This window comes from Aliicoccus persicus (assembly GCF_900110815.1).
In the GTDB taxonomy this organism is placed as follows: domain Bacteria; phylum Bacillota; class Bacilli; order Staphylococcales; family Salinicoccaceae; genus Aliicoccus; species Aliicoccus persicus.
In genome coordinates this window covers 76,173-93,629 of sequence record NZ_FOIT01000005.1, presented here as the reverse complement: position 1 = coordinate 93,629, position 17,457 = coordinate 76,173, and the positions used below count along the sequence as shown (strand labels likewise).

Here is a 17,457-nt window from a genome sequence, read left to right as displayed (position 1 = left end):
ATGGACATCACTCCTTTTTAGATATTGGTGCAAATTGACTGAGCAAACGCTTCGGTCCAACGGATTTAAAAACGACATCGAGCTCTTCAGAACTGCCCTCACCTTTAACTGCAGTAATCAATCCCTCACCAAATTTAGGATGTGTTACTTTATCGCCTGTTTTAAACTTAGACGTTGCGCCACCTGTCGTTACGACGCGACTTTTACCACGTGCAGGGCGATTCGCACGGTCTGCATTATATCCACCGATTCTTACTGACGGTCGCTCATATTGCACACCTTCGATTAATTCTTCAGGTATTTCACCGTAAAATCTGCTGTTCATGTTCGACTCTTGTTTACCATAAATCGTGCGTGTTTCAGCTCTAGAGATAAACAATCGATCTTCTGCACGCGTCAGTGCCACATACATCAAGCGTCGCTCTTCTTCTAATTCACTCTCATCAAATATCGCACGACGCGATGGAAAAATCCCCTCTTCCAGTCCGATAATAAACACGACTGGATACTCAAGTCCTTTTGATGCATGCATCGTCATCAGTGTGACACCGCTGTCCTCTTCAATCGAATCCTGATCAGATACGAGTGCCATATCACTTAAAAATTCAAACAGCAGTGAATCCGAAACTTCATTGTCACGGTCAAATTCCATCGTCACCGTTTTAAATTCTTCTAAGTTTTCGATACGACTTTTTGATTCCAGCGTCTTGTCTGCTTCTAACATTTCTAAGTAGCCCGTGTCATGCAGTGTTTCATCGACAAGCTCTGTCACCGACATGAACTGGGATTTCTTCTGTAAATTCTCTAACGTTTCATTCAGCAATGCGAGTGCATTGGCGACTTTACCACTCAGACCGATAAAGTCCGCTGCTTTTAATGCCTCATACATGCTGATTTCATGTGCTTCAGCATGCGCACGAATCTTATCGATCGTCTTTTGTCCAACGCCTCGTTTTGGTACGTTGATAATGCGTTCATAACTGATGTCGTCACGCGGATTTTGAATAACGCGTAAGAAACTCATCAAGTCTTTAATTTCTTTACGCTCGTAGAACTTCATACCACCGACAACTTTGTATGGGATATTCGACTTCATCAGTGCATCCTCGACTGCACGAGACTGTGCGTTTGTTCGATATAGTACAGCAACATCGTTATATTTATACTTACCTTTTAAGTCCATAATATGACTGACAACGCTATGCCCTTCTTCACGTTCCGTACCGCTGACGATGCTCGTAATCTTTTCTTCTAAGCTGCGTTTTGTGCGTAAATTTTTCGGTTTTCTTTCCATGTTGTTTTGAATTACTGCATTGGCAGCATCCAATATTGTCTGGCTTGAGCGATAGTTCTCTTCGAGTTTCACGATCTTCGCCTCTGGATAATCTTCTTCAAAGTTTAAAATATTCGTGATATCAGCACCACGGAATTTATATATCGATTGGTCAGAATCACCGACGACACAAATATTTCGATACTTCTTCGCCAACAGTTGAATCAGCTCATACTGCGCTTGGTTCGTATCCTGGTACTCATCGACATGAATATATTGGAATTTGTTTTGATAGAATTCGAGTACACTCTTCTCTTTTTGAAAGAGTTCAATCGTCAACATGATTAAATCGTCAAAATCGACGCTTGAATTTCTATAGAGCACCTCTTGATACGTCTGATAAATTTCAGCATATAAGGTGTCTGGAAATTTATCGGCAGTTTCCATCGCTTCTTTCGGCTTTGTCAGTGCATTTTTCTGATTGGAAATATAACCGATGATATTGCGTGGATTGTGCTGTTTTACATCGATGTTTCTGCGACGCATGATGTCTTTAATGACATTGCGTTGATCGGTTGGATCGATGATTGAGAAGCTGCGATCATAGCCTAAATAGTTAATGTTGCTGCGCAGTATTCGCACACACATCGAGTGGAAAGTTGAAATCCAAATGTCACGTGCATCTTGCGCCCCAACGATGCGCTCGACACGCAACTTCATTTCATTGGCTGCTTTATTTGTAAACGTGATGGCCAAAATATTGTATGCGGGCACATCTTTTTCACTGAGTAAATAAGCCACACGGTGCGTGAGCACACGCGTTTTACCACTGCCTGCACCAGCCATGATTAATAACGGGCCATCTGTTGATTTAATTGCTTGTAGTTGCTCTTCGTTCATCATAGATAAGTCCATAATTTAACTCCTAATTACTGTGTTTAATGCTGCTTCAAAATCTTCATAAATTAAGTTTCCGACGACTAACGTATCCGCAAACGGTGCGCGCTCGTCGAACGCTTCTTTCGAATCGATGCCACCACCATAGATCATATGCACGTTCGTTTTCGTCTCATAAATGTCTTGCAGCAATTCTTTCTCAGCTAGTGTACCGCTGAATTCGATGTACATATATTTTTGACGATACATTTTATCGATTAACTGAATGTAATACGCCATGTTCTCACGATTGATCGGTTCGCAATTTGCATATTTGTATGCTTTACACTCTTCATTGAAAATCAAATACGGCATTAATGAAATCGTGTCATAGTCGAGTAAATGCGCGTAGCGCTCTAACGCTTCAAGTAACATGCCGTGTAAAAATTTCATATCTTTCGTATTGAATACGGCAGGCACAAAATAATGATCAAAACCGGGAACAACCGCTTCTAAATTGGAGAGTTCTAACGCCACCGGTGTCATATAGCGTCTAATTCTCGACATTAAGTCGAGTACATTTGACTGCGTAACGCCATCAGTACCACCGACGATTATCAAGTCTGTTTCAGACTCACATAAGCGTTCTAAGTGCGCATCACTGATCGTCTTATTCGGGTCTAATTTAAAGACATGTTTATAGTTTTCTAACATACATTTCCCTCCAAAACTTCGTGTTCTCATTATATCATGTATAGCAGTAAAAGAGATTTCTGAATCTGTCCACACAAAAGAAAATCCGCACGCTATCCCACTTTGAGATAAACGTACGGATTTTTTCATTTATTGTTGTGTATTTTCTTCATAATCAACATATTCATCAGGTATATTCACATTGCCATCTTCATCGACGAGGTTGAGATAATGCTCCAAAGTTTCGCCACTTTCATAGACTGCTGTCGCATGCTCAACACCGATGTAGCGTAAATGCCATGGCTCATAAGACATTCCTGTCACATCTTCATAGCCTTCTGGATAGCGTATGATAAACCCATAATTGTGTGCATTTTCTGCAACCCATTCAGACTCTGGTGTAAAGCCGAATGGCATTTCTTGCAGCTCCCAACTTTCATATGAACCGACATCGATTGCAAGTCCCGATTGGTGTTCAGAGAATCCAGGTTGGTTGACCCAGTTATTCGTCTCTTCCACCGTGCCATACACGGCTAACATATCATTATAGATCTCTTCTTGACCGGTATAAGAACGGTAGTCACTCGTTATGACAAAGTTTAAGTCGAATTCGAGCGCATCCGTACGCATTTCTTCATATGCCGCTTCTACCTCTGGACTAAGTCCTGGATCAAACGTTTCTGGCAATCCAACAACCTCGCTAACATACAATATATCATTGATAAACGTCACGCCATCGATTTCTTGGAAGCGTGGAAGAAACTGAATGGCCACATCTTCAATCGTGACATATTCAACTTCATATGACATAAATTCTATTTCTGGCAGTGGTTCTGGCTCATCCATAATACCGATATTCACGAGCAGGTCCGTAATAAATGATAACCCGATTACTGACACTAACACTTTCATAATTTTACACCCTTTATGTTTATGAAATTAACCCAGCCCGTTTGAAAATGGTATCGATGCGCTTTAAATCCTGTTTTTTATCAAAACATGCCTCGAGTTCATCGTCACTGAGAATTTCTGTAATGCGTGAATCTTGCACTAATAGTTGTTTAAACGGCTGATGCGATTCCCAAGATTCCATCGCTTTTGGCTGAACTAAGTCATATGCTGCTTCACGTGATAGTCCTTTATTGATCATTGTAAGCATGACTTTTTGAGAATAGACAAGTCCGAATGTCTTATCGATGTTCTCTTTCATATTATCAGCGAAAACAGATAGGTTTTCAATGATGTTTGCAAATCGGTGCAACATATAATCCAGTGCGATTGTCACGTCTGGCAACATGACACGCTCTGCAGATGAGTGTGAAATATCGCGCTCATGCCAAAGCGGCACATTTTCATACGCTGTCGTAATATATCCACGAATGACTCGAGATAGTCCAGTAATGTTTTCAGAACCGATTGGATTACGCTTGTGCGGCATTGCGCTCGAACCCTTTTGTCCTTTGCCAAATGATTCTTCAACTTCACGGAGTTCCGTGCGCTGCAAATGTCTGATTTCAACGGCAAACTTTTCAAGTGATGTCGCAATGAGGGCGAGTGTCGCTATGTAATGTGCATGACGATCGCGCTGCAACGTCTGCGTTGAAACTTCAGCAAATCCGATGCCTAGTTTTTCACAGACATACTCTTCAACTTCAGTCGGAATGTTCGCAAATGTCCCAACCGCACCGCTCATCTTACCGACTTCAACATCAGCACGCGCCGCTTCAAAGCGCTTGATGTTTCGTTCCCATTCCTTATACCATAGCGCCATCTTGACACCGAACGTCGTCGGTTCAGCGTGTACACCATGCGTGCGTCCCATCATGATCGTGTTCTTGTGTTCAAGCGCTTTTCTTTTCAACACATCTCGCATGCGCAACAGCCCATCATATAAAAGGTCATTGGCTTGTTTTAATACGAAGCTCTGCGCCGTATCGACAACATCTGTTGATGTGAGCCCGTAGTGTACCCATTTTTTCTCGTCGCCTAATGTCTCTGAAACTTGGCGCGTAAACGCGACGACATCGTGACGTGTTTCTTGTTCAATTTCGTGAATTCGCTCGGCATCAACACTTGCATTCTTTCGAATCTTTTGGACATCCTCTTTCGGGATAAAACCGAGTTCTGCCCATGCTTCGGCCGCTAAAATTTCAACTTCCAACCATGCCACATAGCGGTTTTGTTCGCTCCAAACATCGCCCATTTCTCGTCTTGTATACCTTGCAATCACATGAAACCTCTCCTTTTATAGCTTCTTACCTTCAAATACAATTTCTTGATGCGACACGACTGTTTCACCGTTCTCTTCTTTAAACACAGGCTTTTCCATACGCCTTACTGGTGTATAACCTTCTTCTTTCATACGTGCCAAGCAATCGTCTATTGATTCATTGTCTTCAACTTTAAATTTCTTTTTTGCCATCTTCGTCTCCATCTTTCGCCGTTTCTGAATACGCTTGTTCAAGGTCTAACACATCTTCAACGTGTTCCGGTTCATAATCCTCTAGCTTGCTGCGTCTCACTTGTTTCGTCCAGAAACCACCAGAAATATTTTTCGGTTCATATGACACAATAAATGCACGATCATCGATTTCCTGAATGGTTTCGATGAGTTTCTTCTCATATTTTCTTGGTGTTAAAATTTGCATCGATGTGCGTTCTCCATCTCGACCATAGCTTGTCGCATGCGTCACACCGTATCCGAGCGTTCTAAAATGATTGGGTAGGTCTTTATCTTTTTCAGCGGTTGTCACATTGACAACAACATAGCCAAGGGCAATCTTTTGCTCAATAATTAGACCGACCATAATACCCGATGCGTACCCGAGCGCATAGACGATAATATTGATGATGTTATCTAAATTATCAAGCACAAGCCCGAGTCCGACGATATAAATAAATGCTTCGACAATACTGATGCCGGCCGCGATGAATTTGTACCCTTTTAACACCATCACTGTACGAATTGTAAACAAGCTGACGTAGACGATTTGGATGATAAAAATCGTGAGCAGCACTGTATAGATAGATGAATTGATAATTTCTAACATATGAATGCTCCTGTCTATTCGGGATTAGTATATCTGTTATACGGTAGATCACGTTTATGTTGTGTACGCGTGTACCATCCGACAATCGTTTCATAATCACTATCTGAAACTTCTTTACCTTCTAAGAAATCGTCGATCGCATCATACGTAACACCAAGTGCTTCCTCATCAGACAATAGTGGTCGATCGGACTCTAAATCTGCTGTCGGAATTTTCGTAATCAAGTGCTCCGGTGCACCGAGTGCGCTAAGCATCGCACGGCCTTGTCGTTTATTCAATCCAAATAAAGGCATTAAATCACTCGCCCCGTCACCGAACTTCGTATAAAATCCTGTCACCGCTTCAGCAGCGTGGTCTGTTCCGAGTACCACGCCTGACGTGTTTGCGGCGATAGCAAACTGTACTTTCATTCGCACGCGCGCCTTATCGTTACCTTTTTGAAATTCAGTCAAGTTAAAACCGGCTTCTTTTAGTGCAGCAACACCATGATCTACAGATTCTTTAATGTTCACTGTCACCGGATGTGTCGGTGCAATAAACTCAATTGCGTCACGTGCATCCATATCATCATGTTGCGTACCATATGGCAGACGCACGGCATAAAATTTATAATCAACTGAAGTTTCCGCTCGCAGTTCTTCCACTGCCATTTGTGCAAGTCTACCGAGCAATGTCGAATCCTGGCCACCCGAGATACCGAGCACTAAACTCTTTATGAATGTATGTTGTTTTACGTAGTCTTTCATAAAATCAATGATTTCTCTTATTTCATCTTGCGCATCAATCGAAGGTTTTACATGTAGCGTTTGGATAATTTCACGTTGTTTATCCGTCATATTCATCATCCATTTCATCATTCACTTTGTTGATTAAATCTTGGCGTATATTCCAAAGTTTCGTCGATAAATCGACTGGATATTTTTCTGGGTTTAAGAAACGTTTATATTCTTCCCAAAGTAAATCAAGACCGCGGTTCATGCGCGCTGTCATCTCTTCGATTGACTCGTGCTCATATACACATTGACCATCCTTATAGACATCATGTAACAGCTCTACTTTTTCAAAGTTACGAACTCTTTTACGCTTCATCGTATAGACTGGGTGGAACATGAGCAGCGGTTCATTTTCATCGATCGTCTCCTCGAATGCTGTAATGTAATCCCCTTCACTCATGCCCGTCGATTTATTAATAATACGATAGATATTTTTCTTTGCAGGTGTCGTAAGTTTTTCTGGGTCACCGGATATTTTAATACGGTTCTCGAGCACCCCTTCCTCATTTTCAATCGCACTTAATTTGTACACGGCACCAAGTGCTGGTTGATCGTAAGCTGTAATTAACTTCGTCCCGATACCCCAGCTATCCACTTTCGCACCTTGTTGGAGCAACGACATGATGGTCACTTCATCAAGATCGTTTGAAACGATAATTTGTGCATCTTCGAATCCTGCTGCATCTAACATTTTACGCGCTTGTTTAGACAGATATGCAATATCCCCTGAGTCTAAGCGAATACCAATAAAATTAATCTTGTCGCCCATCTCTTTTGCGACTTTAATGGCATTCGGTACACCTGACTTCAACGAATCAAAGGTGTCGACTAAGAATACACAATTTTTGTGTGTCTCCGCATACGCTTTAAATGCAGTGTAATCATCACCATACGCTTGAATCATCGAATGCGCATGTGTACCTGATGCTGGGACATTAAATAGTTTGCTCGCACGCACGTTACTCGTGCCGTCAAATCCGCCGATAATCGATGCACGCGCCCCCCAAATCGCTGCGTCCATCTCATGCGCTCGGCGCGTGCCGAACTCCATCAGCGTGTCATTTGGTACAATTTGGCGAATACGATTTGCTTTCGTTGCAATTAGCGTCTGATAGTTCACGATGTTTAACAATGCAGTTTCAATCAATTGCGCTTGAATAATCGGTGCTTCTATTTGAAGTAACGGCATATTGTTAAAGACGATTTCTCCCTCTTTAACACTGCGTACATTGCCGGAAAACTTGAGATTTTTTAAATAATTTAAATACGCATCATCATAGCCTTGATCTTTTAAATACGCTAAATCACTTTCTGTGAATTTAAAATTCTCCAAGTATTCTACGATGCGCTCTAGACCTGCAAATACCGCATAGCCATTTCGAAACGGCATGTTTCTAAAATATAAATCAAATACTGCTTTGCGATTTTCTAACCCTTGCTCAAAATAAACTTTTCCCATGTTAATCTGATATAAATCCGTGTGTAACATAAGACTGTCATCATTTTTCTGGAACATTCATTTACGCCTCTTTCGTTTCATCTTTTGCATGATATAATCAATTCGTTACTATAAAATATACCACACTGTATATCTCGGAGGAATGGATTATGTTAGATAGCTTTCGTGCCAAGTTTATCATTTTATCTATCATTGTTGCGATTTCTGGATTTTCACAGGGCATGTTGCTACCACTCATCGCATACATATTTGAACATCGGGCAATCGACGCATCAATAAGTGGTATCCACGCATCCGGGCTCTACATCGGTGTTTTTCTTTCAGCACTCTTCATAGAAGTACCACTCAGAAAATATGGCTATCGAAAATTAATTGTCGCCGGCGGGCTCATCGTCTCACTTGCACTCTTGGCGTTTCCAATATTAGATGGCATTATCTTCTGGTTTATACTGCGCCTAATCGTCGGTGTGGCCGACAATGCACTGCATTTCTCCACACAGACGTGGCTAACCGATACGACACCGAGACATAAGATCGGACGCGTCATCGCCTTTTACGGGTTGTTCTTCAGCGCAGGGTTTATGATTGGACCGAAAGTCAGCGAGCTTGTTGAAATTGCAGAGCCGCTGCCGTTTATTGTCAGCGGTGTTTTAACAATGCTTGCCTGGCCGCTCATCTTCTTACTAAAAGGTGCAAAAGATGAAAAGCCATCAGACAACGGTGTACCGATTAGTTTCATTTCAACACTCGTCAATTTTAAAAATGTTTTAAAATCAAGTTGGGTCGTGTTTTTATTTCCGTTAATGTTTGGTGTTTTAGAAGGTTCATTACACACAAACTTCCCCGTCTATGGACTGAGAGAAGGTCTTGAGTATGCAGACATCACGTGGATTTTACCTGCATTTAGTTTCGGAGCCATTCTGTTCCAAATACCGATCGGTGCACTTGGAGATAAAATCGGCAGACCGATATTAGTCAGTATCTTGCTGCTGCTCGGCGGTTCCGTATTTATACTACTGGAATTTGTCAAATCATCGTTACCAATGTATATCGTATTGTTCGCACTTGCCGGTGCATGTTTAGGCTCGATGTATTCACTTGGAATTACGTACATGACTGACATTACACCGCGCTTTAATCTACCTGCTGGCAACTTGATGGCCGGGATATTTTTTAGTGTCGGGAGCATCTCCGGACCAGTGCTCGGTGGTACTTTGATAGACGCTTCGAATGGGACGTCGTACTTTATCTTTTTCAGCATAATAGTGGTCATTCTCTTCATATGTAATGTATTATTTATATGGAGAAGGAAAATATTATCAGAGGAATTTAAAGAAAGGATGGAACGTGAGCATGAATCAAGCACTCATAATTATTGATTACTCTTACGATTTCGTAGCAGATGACGGAAAGTTAACTGCAGGAAAGCCAGCACAAGATGTCGAGGAAAACATGGTGAATGCGATCAATGAATTCGTCGATAAAAAAGCACCGATATTCTTCATGATGGACATCCATAAGGAGAATGATCCGCATCATCCAGAAACAAAGCTGTTCCCACCACATAATATCGAAGGGTCAGCGGGCCGTGATTTATATGGAAAAGTCGGCGAGCGTTTTGAAGAGATTAAATCACTCGATAACGTGTTCTTTATCGACAAGACAAGATATTCATCATTTGCAGGAACGAATCTCGATTTACTGCTTAGAGAGAGAAATATTGATACAGTAGTACTAGGTGGCGTCGTTACCGATATTTGTGTACTGCACACTGCAATTGGCGCGTATAATTTAGGTTATCATATCCAAGTGTTAGAAAATTGTGTGGCATCATTTAATCCAGATGGACACACGGTTGCGCTCGACCACATGAAAAATAGCTTAGCTGCTGAAATTATTTAACATAATCAAAGGAGTATTAACTATGTCAATTAAAATTTTTGGACACCAAAACCCAGATACAGATACAGTCACATCCGCACTCGTGCTTGAATATATCGAGCGTGCACGCGGCAATGATGATGTAGAAGCTGTCATGCTTGGTGAAATTGGTGAAGAAACTGCATTTGCTTTAAATTACTTTGGTGTGGATGCACCGAAAATTATCGATAGCGTCATCGATGGCGAACGCGTGATGCTCGTCGATCATAATGAGTTTCAGCAATCAGCGACAAACATTGAAAATGCTGAAATTTTAAAAGTATATGATCACCACCGCATCTCAAACTTTGAGACAGAAAGTCCGCTCTACTTTAGAGCAGAACCTGTCGGATGTACAGCAACAATTTTATATAAAGTGTTTAAAGAAGAAGGTTTGGACATTCCAAAAGATATGGCAGGATTGATGTTATCTGCAGTTATTTCAGATACGCTATTGTTCAAATCGCCAACAACGACTAAAGAAGATGAAGTGACTGGCCGTGCACTTGCAGATCTTGCTGGTGTGGATGTTGATACGTACGGACTTGAAATGCTGAAAGCTGGCGCATCAACAAAAGATAAAACTGCAGCCGAACTGATCGGACAAGATGCGAAAACATTCGAGGTGAATGAGAAGAACGTGCGCATCGCACAGATTAACGTCGTTGACGTTGATGAAGTGTTTGAACGACGTCAAGAATTAGAAACAGCAATCAATGCAGAAGTAGATAGAGAAGAATACGACTTATTCATACTTGTCGTGACGAATATTTTAGTTTCCGATTCTAAAGTACTCGCTTTGGGTAAAGACTATAAAGCCGTTGAAGCAGCATTTGACGTTACTTTAGATGACAACACTGCGATATTAGAAGGTGTTGTCTCACGTAAGAAGCAAGTCGTACCGAACATTACGAAAGCATTGTCGTAATTTATCGGTGAGCTGGTTTGAATGGTTTTATAAATTCGTTTAATTTGAAGGAGGTTGAGTCAGATGATACAAAAATCAGATGGACGTTTATCGATTTTTAAAGAAAACGAAGAAATCGCTTATTTAATCTATGATGAGTACGACAATCACCTCGATATTACGGCGACATTCACCAAGCCGGAAGAACGCGGGCAAGGACTCGCGAAAGAGTTAGTGCTCGAAGCCGTCTCGATGGCACGTGCTGAAGGCAAAAAAGTAAAAGGCACATGCCCATATGTACCGCCAGTCATTCGCCACAAAGAATTTGACGATGTGAGAATGTAGTTGTTTGTGTTGTGTGAGAACCACCCCGAAATCCCACCCCAAAGTTGGATTTTGGGGTGGTTTTTTGGTTTTGTGGGTCTATCGGGACTATGAGCGAGGCTCATTGGAACGTAAATCCGTTTGTGTGTCTGTGAGCAAGTTTCATTGGAACGCAAATCAATCTGCGTGTCAGTGAGCGAGTTTCATTGGAACGCAAATCAATCTGCGTGTCTGTGAGCGAGTCTCATTGACGCGTAAATCCGTTTGTGTGTCCGTGAGCGAGTCTCATTGACGCGTAAATCCGTTTGCGCGTCTGTGAGCGACTCTCATTGGCGCTTAAATCAATCTGCGTGTCTGTGAACAAGTCTCATTGGCACGCAAATCAATCTGCGTGTCTGTGAACAAGTTTCATTGGCACGTAAATCAACCTGCGTGTCTGTGAGCGAGGCTCATTGGAACGCAAACCCATATGCGCGTCAGTGTGCAACTCTCATTGACACGATAGCCAACAAAAAACCCACTCTTCAAGTGGGTTTACTCAAAAATCTTCATCAACAGCGATGTTTTCCCTTCAGGCAGGCGCTCAACCGAGCATTCGTCCCGGATTTCCATCTCGTGATAATCGCGCGCAGTGGAAAGTGACATCTCGTCAACATTGTTTGTGATGCCTTCTGCTTGGTCAAAGCAGTTTGGGTGGATGATGTCGCGCGTTGTGTAGTCGACAATCACGCGCTCGGAATCGCTCGTGCGATCAACAATCGGCAGTGACAACAACAAGATAAAGACAACCACCAATACAGTAATTACAACATACTTCTTCCTCATACGAACGTGACAAACACACCTTCATCGGCACGTGCGGTGTTCTCCATAAATGTTAACTGTCCCGACTCACCAATTTCAAACACTGAAATTTCATGTGACCGCTCATGCGCCACAACAAGTGTCTCGCCATCCGGTGTGATGTTAAAGTCTCTCGGCCAGTCTCCGCGTGTCTGTTCAATCTCAATAAGTTTCAAATCTGCACCACCATCGATTAGTTCAAACACTGCAATCGAGTTGTGGCCGCGGTTTGATGCATATAAATACCCATCCGATAAACGGACCGCGGCACCTTGTGAATGGCCATCAAAGTCTGCTGGTAACGTGCTATATGTTGCCAGCGATTCGAACACGCCATCTTCATAACCGAGCACGATAATTTCATTTGATAACTCCGTAAACACATACGCATAGCGTCCACATGGACTAAAGCGAATGTGTCTCGGTCCACTGCCCGCTGGTGTCACATACTCCGAAACGAACATCAATCGTTCATCTTCGATTTTTAGTGTGACGACTTTATCGGCGCCGAGATCGACTGCAACTAAATATCTGCCATCTGGTGTCTCATCCACGAAATGTGCATGTGCAGCATCTTGTCGCTCGTGCGGCCCACTGCCTTCGATTTGAAATGTGTCGAGCACTTTTGTCACCACGTGATCTCGAATCGCATACAATCTTATTTCTCCTGAAGCATATCCAGAATCAACGAGATACTTCCCATCGCCAACGACTGCCAAATAACACCCGGAATCACTGTCATTTAAGCATTCGCCGACCTGTTCGAGCTGCAGTGAATCATCCACTATTTTAAATGTGCGCACACCTGCCACACCATTTTCACGGTAAACAGCATAGATATAATCACCCGCAACAGTCAGATACGTCGCATCTGCAGTCTGCACTGCGACACTCACATTTTCTATTCTTTTATCCTTTAATTCAAACGCATAGATGCCTTGTCCTTCAGCTTTTGTATAACTTCCAATCAATCCACGCATAGTATGACCTCCGCCCTATTTATCTCTATCTATTATGACAGTTTACGACAAGAATTTAAATAATTGAGTTGATTTATCGAACGTATGTTCGTATAATGAGTGTACATAATTTTCAGAAGAAGTAGGTGTTGTAATTGGACTACAGAACAATGTCGCAGGCAGAACTCAATTCGAATATACCGAGAGGTCGAGGCATGATTAAGTGGGCCCCATTTGCAACGATGCCTGAACAATTTGAAAATGTTGCAAAGATGGTGGACGCACAGACGAAAATTGAACGGCCGGAGCTTTCCGACGATCGTATAGATGAGATGAATCGCGTGTTAAACTACGCCTTAAAAGATAAAAGACCCGTGCGCATCGAATATTATTACGACGGCAGACGATACTTCATCCAACTGAAAGTGGTTCGCGTCGATACGTGGAGTATGATTTTAATTGGAGAAAAACAAACGCAGGATAGTGCCCAAGACTCACTTGTCTTTATACCGTTCTTGGATATTTTGAATATTACGCTCACATAAAAAAACAGTTGCCAATCACATATGATTGGCAACTGCTTTAATATCATTAACTTTCTAAGAAAAGTACCGGTTCTTTCTGGAAGTCTGTTGCGAGCATTAACTGATAGACGAGTAATGATGATGTTACAGACCCTGCACCACCTGGTACTGGTGAGATGAATGAACACTTATCTTTAACGCCTTCAAAGTCAACGTCGCCAACGATTTTACCATCGTCATTCACGTTGATACCAACGTCGACAATCACTGCGCCTTCTTTGACGTGCTCTTCGCGAATCAGATTCACGACGCCGGCCGCACTGACGATAACATCTGAATTTTTCGTTTCGGCAACGAGGTCTGGTGTATGTACATTACATACCGTCACTGTTGCGCCGCGGTTCATCATTAAAATCGATAGTGGTTTACCGACAACGTTACTCGCACCAACGATTGTTACTTTTTTTCCTTCAAGCGGAATATCATAGTAATCGAGCATTTCAATCACACCTGCTGGTGTACATGGCTCAAGTCGGTCTTTTTCACCCGTGATTACTTTACCCATGTTCATCGGCGTAATACCGTCGATATCTTTAACCGGGTTCATAATTTCAATCACACGCTTCATATCGATGTGATCAGGCACAGGCTGAAGCAGTAGGATACCGTTTACCGAATAGTCTTGGTTAATTTCTCTGAAGCGATTTAAAAATTGGCGAAGTGAAACATCTGCTGGGAAGTGATGCTGCTCTGCTTCGATACCAAACTTACCAAATAAACGTTTTGCAGAATTTTCATAAGCAATTGAATCTGATAAGTCACCGATACGAACAAATGCAATTTTCGGTTTAATACCATGCTTTTCTGAAAGCTCTAGCGCAGTCTTTACTTTTTCGCCGACTGCTGCGGCAACTTTTTTACCATCTAAAATTGTCGTCATAAATCTATACTCTCCCTATGTAAACATTAATCTACTAATAAATATATCATAGTTGAGACGGACATATACGATTGTTCAAAGAATTCAAATAAAAATCCCCATCTATCGAATAACGATAGATGAGGATAGAAAACAATTACTTCGTTTCACGGTGTAACGTGTACTTGTTTAATCTTGGGCAGTATTTTCTCATTTCAATACGCTCAGGATTTGTTCTCTTGTTTTTAGTTGTGATGTAGTTACGGTCACCACATTCAGTACAAGCTAATGTCACATTGACTCTCATATGTCTCTCTCCTTTATAGGTTCATAAAAGGTTTCGGTAAATCGTGTATTCAGGCATGGTTGCCAATTCAACTGGCCAGTTGATCATTCGTAATGAATGAAAATAAGAACCGAAACTATTAATTTCGCGCACTTAAGTATATTACACGATTTCCCAATAGTTTTCAAGTATAAAATAAAATCATTACAGGACACCGCCCATGAAAAATACAGACGCCTGATCAAGTATCATCCAAACAGGGATGAATAGCGGTGCACCCGCGATTATCATGTATATGATTATAAATTGATACGTATCCATTTTCAATTTTGTATGCGGTGCATCAAACAGCACATACAGTGGAATTACTAGCAGTAGCAAGACACCAATAAGATAAACGACGAATCCGACAAGAGCCAGTCCAACGATGACCATCAGCCATGCGAATAGTAACACGAGAAATACAGGAATAAGAAATACAGCATAGTCAGACAATATTTTTGAGAACATCGATTTTTTATCAGACAATAATTTGCTCAATATGAACAGGTAAATGAATCCAAGTGTAAAAAGTAGCAGATGACCGAGTAATACATAAGAAAACGTACCGAGACCAGTTGTGCCGATGCGCGACATACTGTGTGCATCCATGCTCGTGATCGGAATGAATAATAACAAGCTATACAATAAAATAAATGCACTGATTAGCACGAGTGATGCTGGAATCGCTGCAAACCATGACCCATTTTTTGTCGCTTTAGGCTTTGTAATACCGTTGCCAATGAGATTTTTTAAATCTTCTACAAAGCTGCTCGATACAATGCGTTGAAAAGTTTCCTGAGATTTTTGTTGAAATGCATCTAGTTTCTCGTTGCGCGTTGATTTGTTTTTAGGTGCTATTTCTTCCGATTGATCCGCCTCAACTTCAGTTGCATCATTTTGAGACGATTCATCTACTGCACGTGAGAAATCTTCTGCATGTTCAACATCAAAGCGGTAGCCACACTTTCCACACATTACATCGGTATCAAATACGGTTTCATGACACCTGGGACACTCCATAAACATTCACCTACACTTTCTTTTTTAGTTAATGTATATTTTATATATTATCAAGCATATTTATGCTTTTCAATACAAAAAAAGAACCGAGCATCAAAGACCCTCAGTTCTAAACGTTAATTATTTTTTAATTCATCTTTAAGTTCTCTAGAGAAGTTGCGAATTTCATCCACATCTTTTTTAAGGAAATAAGCGAGTACAACAAGGCCAGCTGCAAGGATTACAGAAGAAATTAACACGAGTTTAAATATAAAAGATAACAGTGATTTAATCAGTTCCATTTATGTACCTCCATAAATATTTAAAATTTTGAAAGAAAATTTAAGAAAACGCTTGCAATTAGTCAGAATATTGACTAAACTTAGAATAGTTAATTCATTATTAACTACCTATTCCATTTTCTAAATAAAAAGTTTCTCCTATTTTTCTGCACCCGTCCAGGTGCAGTTTTTTCTTTTTATACTATTACTATTACACTATCCCAACACATTTAAACATCACTTTGAATCTTTTTAATCGCAGGAATGTCTGCCGGTGCCCAGTCAAGTGTATGAATTTCCTGACGCTCCACCCATTTGAGTGCATTATGCTCAAGTCGCTTAATCTCACCATCGACGATATTGACATAGAACGTCGTTAACTCAACAATTCCAAAATCATATTCATAAGCCGTCGTTTCAATCGGTTCGATCACTTCAATCGTACAATCCATCTCTTCTTTTAACTCTCTAATTAGTGCGGTCTCTTTAGATTCGCCTCTCTCAACCTTTCCTCCAGGGAACTCCCATTTTAGCGGTAGGTTTTTATCTGCAGGACGTTGGGCACAGAGTATTTTATTGTCTTTAACAATCACTGCACCAACAACGATGATTTGTTTCTTCATTACCACTTATTCCCCTTCTTATAGAAATCTTTGTTTCTTCTGTATGTGTATGTTTTGAATCGGACAGTGTTTGGTACGAAGAAAAATACATACAATAACAAGATAAAAATACTCAAACCAATTGAAATGCCCATCGGCCACCTGAGAACCGGAATAACAAATAAAATCATTGCAGCAACACCGAGGACAGCAAGAATATCGTAGAAGATAGATAAATTTGAAGGTTCCAGGTACTCCTTGCAGTTTTTACAACGAATGCGTGAGCGTAATTTTAATGAATAGCCGAGCAATCGCTCCTTGTACGACCATTTATGATTGCAATATGGACAAACTGCCATCTGATTCACCTCGTAAAAAATTATGCGAGTTTGCACTCGCATGGTTAATTAATATTCATCATCAAATTCAAAGTAATCTTCGAGCAAGCCTTTGATCGATTGCTCTTGTTGAGATTGAACCAGTTTGATATTGCTTACAACGCGGTCACAACCTTGGTCCGCTAAGAAATTATTCATCTTTTTCACCAAGTTGAACAGCTGATCCATGTTACCTTCAACCGTCGTTTCAAGCGGACCAACAAAATGTGTCAAACCACTATCTTCGATAATCTCAATCGCCTCTGAAATATACTTAAATCCATCCCTTGATTGTGGATGTGTCGGTAAAATTTGAATGCTCATTAAATAATTCATAATTGACTCCTATT

22 protein-coding genes are annotated in these 17,457 nt (G+C 41.2%); 5 read left to right on the top strand and 17 right to left on the bottom strand.

All coding sequences use genetic code 11. The annotated features are described in order from the left end of the window. Positions 1 to 7: 7 nt before the first annotated feature. The 8 genes from pcrA to BMW30_RS08270 form a co-directional block, all read right to left on the bottom strand. A complete protein-coding gene (gene pcrA, locus BMW30_RS08305; protein WP_091475764.1) occupies positions 8 to 2,188 on the bottom strand; it encodes a DNA helicase PcrA in 2,181 nt (726 codons plus the stop codon). Positions 2,189 to 2,191: 3 nt separating this feature from the next. After that, positions 2,192 to 2,863 carry a heptaprenylglyceryl phosphate synthase gene (gene pcrB / locus BMW30_RS08300; RefSeq protein WP_091475761.1) on the bottom strand — a complete coding sequence of 224 codons (672 nt, stop codon included), beginning with the start codon at positions 2,861 to 2,863 and terminating at the stop codon, positions 2,192 to 2,194. A 129-nt stretch (positions 2,864 to 2,992) separates the two neighbouring features. Further along, a complete protein-coding gene (locus BMW30_RS08295; RefSeq protein ID WP_091475760.1) occupies positions 2,993 to 3,754 on the bottom strand; it encodes a M15 family metallopeptidase in 762 nt (253 codons plus the stop codon). Positions 3,755 to 3,773: 19 nt separating this feature from the next. Then, positions 3,774 to 5,072 carry an adenylosuccinate lyase gene (purB, locus tag BMW30_RS08290; protein ID WP_091475757.1) on the bottom strand — a complete coding sequence of 433 codons (1,299 nt, stop codon included), beginning with the start codon at positions 5,070 to 5,072 and terminating at the stop codon, positions 3,774 to 3,776. Between the two features lie 15 nt (positions 5,073 to 5,087). After that, positions 5,088 to 5,264 carry an NETI motif-containing protein gene (locus BMW30_RS08285; RefSeq protein ID WP_091475755.1) on the bottom strand — a complete coding sequence of 59 codons (177 nt, stop codon included), beginning with the start codon at positions 5,262 to 5,264 and terminating at the stop codon, positions 5,088 to 5,090. After that, positions 5,245 to 5,892: a DUF2179 domain-containing protein gene (locus BMW30_RS08280; RefSeq protein ID WP_091475753.1), complete on the bottom strand. Its 648-nt coding sequence runs from the start codon at positions 5,890 to 5,892 to the stop codon at positions 5,245 to 5,247. The genes BMW30_RS08285 and BMW30_RS08280 overlap by 20 nt, the downstream gene beginning before the upstream one ends. Before the next feature lie 14 nt (positions 5,893 to 5,906). Next, the gene (gene nadE / locus BMW30_RS08275) at positions 5,907 to 6,728 is read right to left on the bottom strand and encodes an ammonia-dependent NAD(+) synthetase (protein WP_091475749.1); all 822 of its coding nucleotides are present in this window, start codon (positions 6,726 to 6,728) and stop codon (positions 5,907 to 5,909) included. Then, positions 6,718 to 8,181: a nicotinate phosphoribosyltransferase gene (locus BMW30_RS08270; RefSeq protein ID WP_091475747.1), complete on the bottom strand. Its 1,464-nt coding sequence runs from the start codon at positions 8,179 to 8,181 to the stop codon at positions 6,718 to 6,720. Before BMW30_RS08270 ends, nadE begins: the two co-directional genes overlap by 11 nt. A 92-nt stretch (positions 8,182 to 8,273) precedes the next feature. Here BMW30_RS08270 and BMW30_RS08265 point away from each other — a divergent pair, with 92 nt between their 5' ends. From BMW30_RS08265 to BMW30_RS08250, 4 genes are all read left to right on the top strand, one after another. Beyond that, positions 8,274 to 9,503: an MFS transporter gene (locus BMW30_RS08265; protein WP_245705668.1), complete on the top strand. Its 1,230-nt coding sequence runs from the start codon at positions 8,274 to 8,276 to the stop codon at positions 9,501 to 9,503. After that, entirely contained in the window at positions 9,478 to 10,026 is a 549-nt protein-coding gene (locus BMW30_RS08260) for a cysteine hydrolase family protein (protein WP_091475742.1), read from the top strand. Before BMW30_RS08265 ends, BMW30_RS08260 begins: the two co-directional genes overlap by 26 nt. A 22-nt stretch (positions 10,027 to 10,048) precedes the next feature. Further along, positions 10,049 to 10,972 carry a manganese-dependent inorganic pyrophosphatase gene (locus BMW30_RS08255; RefSeq protein WP_091475740.1) on the top strand — a complete coding sequence of 308 codons (924 nt, stop codon included), beginning with the start codon at positions 10,049 to 10,051 and terminating at the stop codon, positions 10,970 to 10,972. Between the two features lie 63 nt (positions 10,973 to 11,035). Next, the gene (locus BMW30_RS08250; RefSeq protein ID WP_091475737.1) at positions 11,036 to 11,296 is read left to right on the top strand and encodes a GNAT family N-acetyltransferase; all 261 of its coding nucleotides are present in this window, start codon (positions 11,036 to 11,038) and stop codon (positions 11,294 to 11,296) included. Between the two features lie 513 nt (positions 11,297 to 11,809). Here the strand turns inward: BMW30_RS08250 and BMW30_RS08245 are convergent. Together BMW30_RS08245 and BMW30_RS08240 are read right to left on the bottom strand one after the other, a co-directional pair. Continuing rightward, positions 11,810 to 12,100, bottom strand: coding sequence for a hypothetical protein (locus tag BMW30_RS08245; protein WP_091475734.1), 291 nt, complete (start codon positions 12,098 to 12,100; stop codon positions 11,810 to 11,812). Beyond that, complete coding sequence (locus tag BMW30_RS08240) at positions 12,097 to 13,098, bottom strand: lactonase family protein (protein WP_091475731.1); 1,002 nt, start codon at positions 13,096 to 13,098, stop codon at positions 12,097 to 12,099. The genes BMW30_RS08245 and BMW30_RS08240 overlap by 4 nt, the downstream gene beginning before the upstream one ends. A gap of 194 nt (positions 13,099 to 13,292) precedes the next feature. Here BMW30_RS08240 and BMW30_RS08235 point away from each other — a divergent pair, with 194 nt between their 5' ends. After that, positions 13,293 to 13,622, top strand: coding sequence for a YolD-like family protein (locus BMW30_RS08235; RefSeq protein WP_245705667.1), 330 nt, complete (start codon positions 13,293 to 13,295; stop codon positions 13,620 to 13,622). Between the two features lie 46 nt (positions 13,623 to 13,668). On the opposite strand, the gene BMW30_RS08230 is transcribed toward BMW30_RS08235, so the two are convergent. The 7 genes from BMW30_RS08230 to BMW30_RS08205 all read right to left on the bottom strand — a co-directional run bounded on the left by BMW30_RS08230 (position 13,669) and on the right by BMW30_RS08205 (position 17,443). Beyond that, positions 13,669 to 14,541 (bottom strand): bifunctional 5,10-methylenetetrahydrofolate dehydrogenase/5,10-methenyltetrahydrofolate cyclohydrolase, encoded by an 873-nt coding sequence (locus tag BMW30_RS08230; RefSeq protein ID WP_091475726.1) that lies wholly within the window; start codon positions 14,539 to 14,541, stop codon positions 13,669 to 13,671. A gap of 136 nt (positions 14,542 to 14,677) precedes the next feature. Continuing rightward, positions 14,678 to 14,827, bottom strand: a complete 150-nt coding sequence (gene rpmG / locus BMW30_RS08225; protein WP_091475723.1) for a 50S ribosomal protein L33 — start codon at positions 14,825 to 14,827, stop codon at positions 14,678 to 14,680. Between the two features lie 183 nt (positions 14,828 to 15,010). Beyond that, positions 15,011 to 15,868, bottom strand: coding sequence for a hypothetical protein (locus BMW30_RS08220; protein ID WP_091475720.1), 858 nt, complete (start codon positions 15,866 to 15,868; stop codon positions 15,011 to 15,013). A gap of 116 nt (positions 15,869 to 15,984) precedes the next feature. Further along, positions 15,985 to 16,149 (bottom strand): hypothetical protein, encoded by a 165-nt coding sequence (locus BMW30_RS10640; RefSeq protein WP_180366270.1) that lies wholly within the window; start codon positions 16,147 to 16,149, stop codon positions 15,985 to 15,987. Positions 16,150 to 16,358: 209 nt separating this feature from the next. Beyond that, positions 16,359 to 16,751, bottom strand: a complete 393-nt coding sequence (locus BMW30_RS08215; RefSeq protein ID WP_091475718.1) for a (deoxy)nucleoside triphosphate pyrophosphohydrolase — start codon at positions 16,749 to 16,751, stop codon at positions 16,359 to 16,361. Then, a complete protein-coding gene (locus BMW30_RS08210) occupies positions 16,751 to 17,089 on the bottom strand; it encodes a TIGR04104 family putative zinc finger protein (RefSeq protein ID WP_091475715.1) in 339 nt (112 codons plus the stop codon). The genes BMW30_RS08215 and BMW30_RS08210 overlap by 1 nt, the downstream gene beginning before the upstream one ends. Before the next feature lie 48 nt (positions 17,090 to 17,137). Then, the gene (locus tag BMW30_RS08205) at positions 17,138 to 17,443 is read right to left on the bottom strand and encodes a thiamine-binding protein (protein WP_091475712.1); all 306 of its coding nucleotides are present in this window, start codon (positions 17,441 to 17,443) and stop codon (positions 17,138 to 17,140) included. Positions 17,444 to 17,457: the final 14 nt, after the last annotated feature.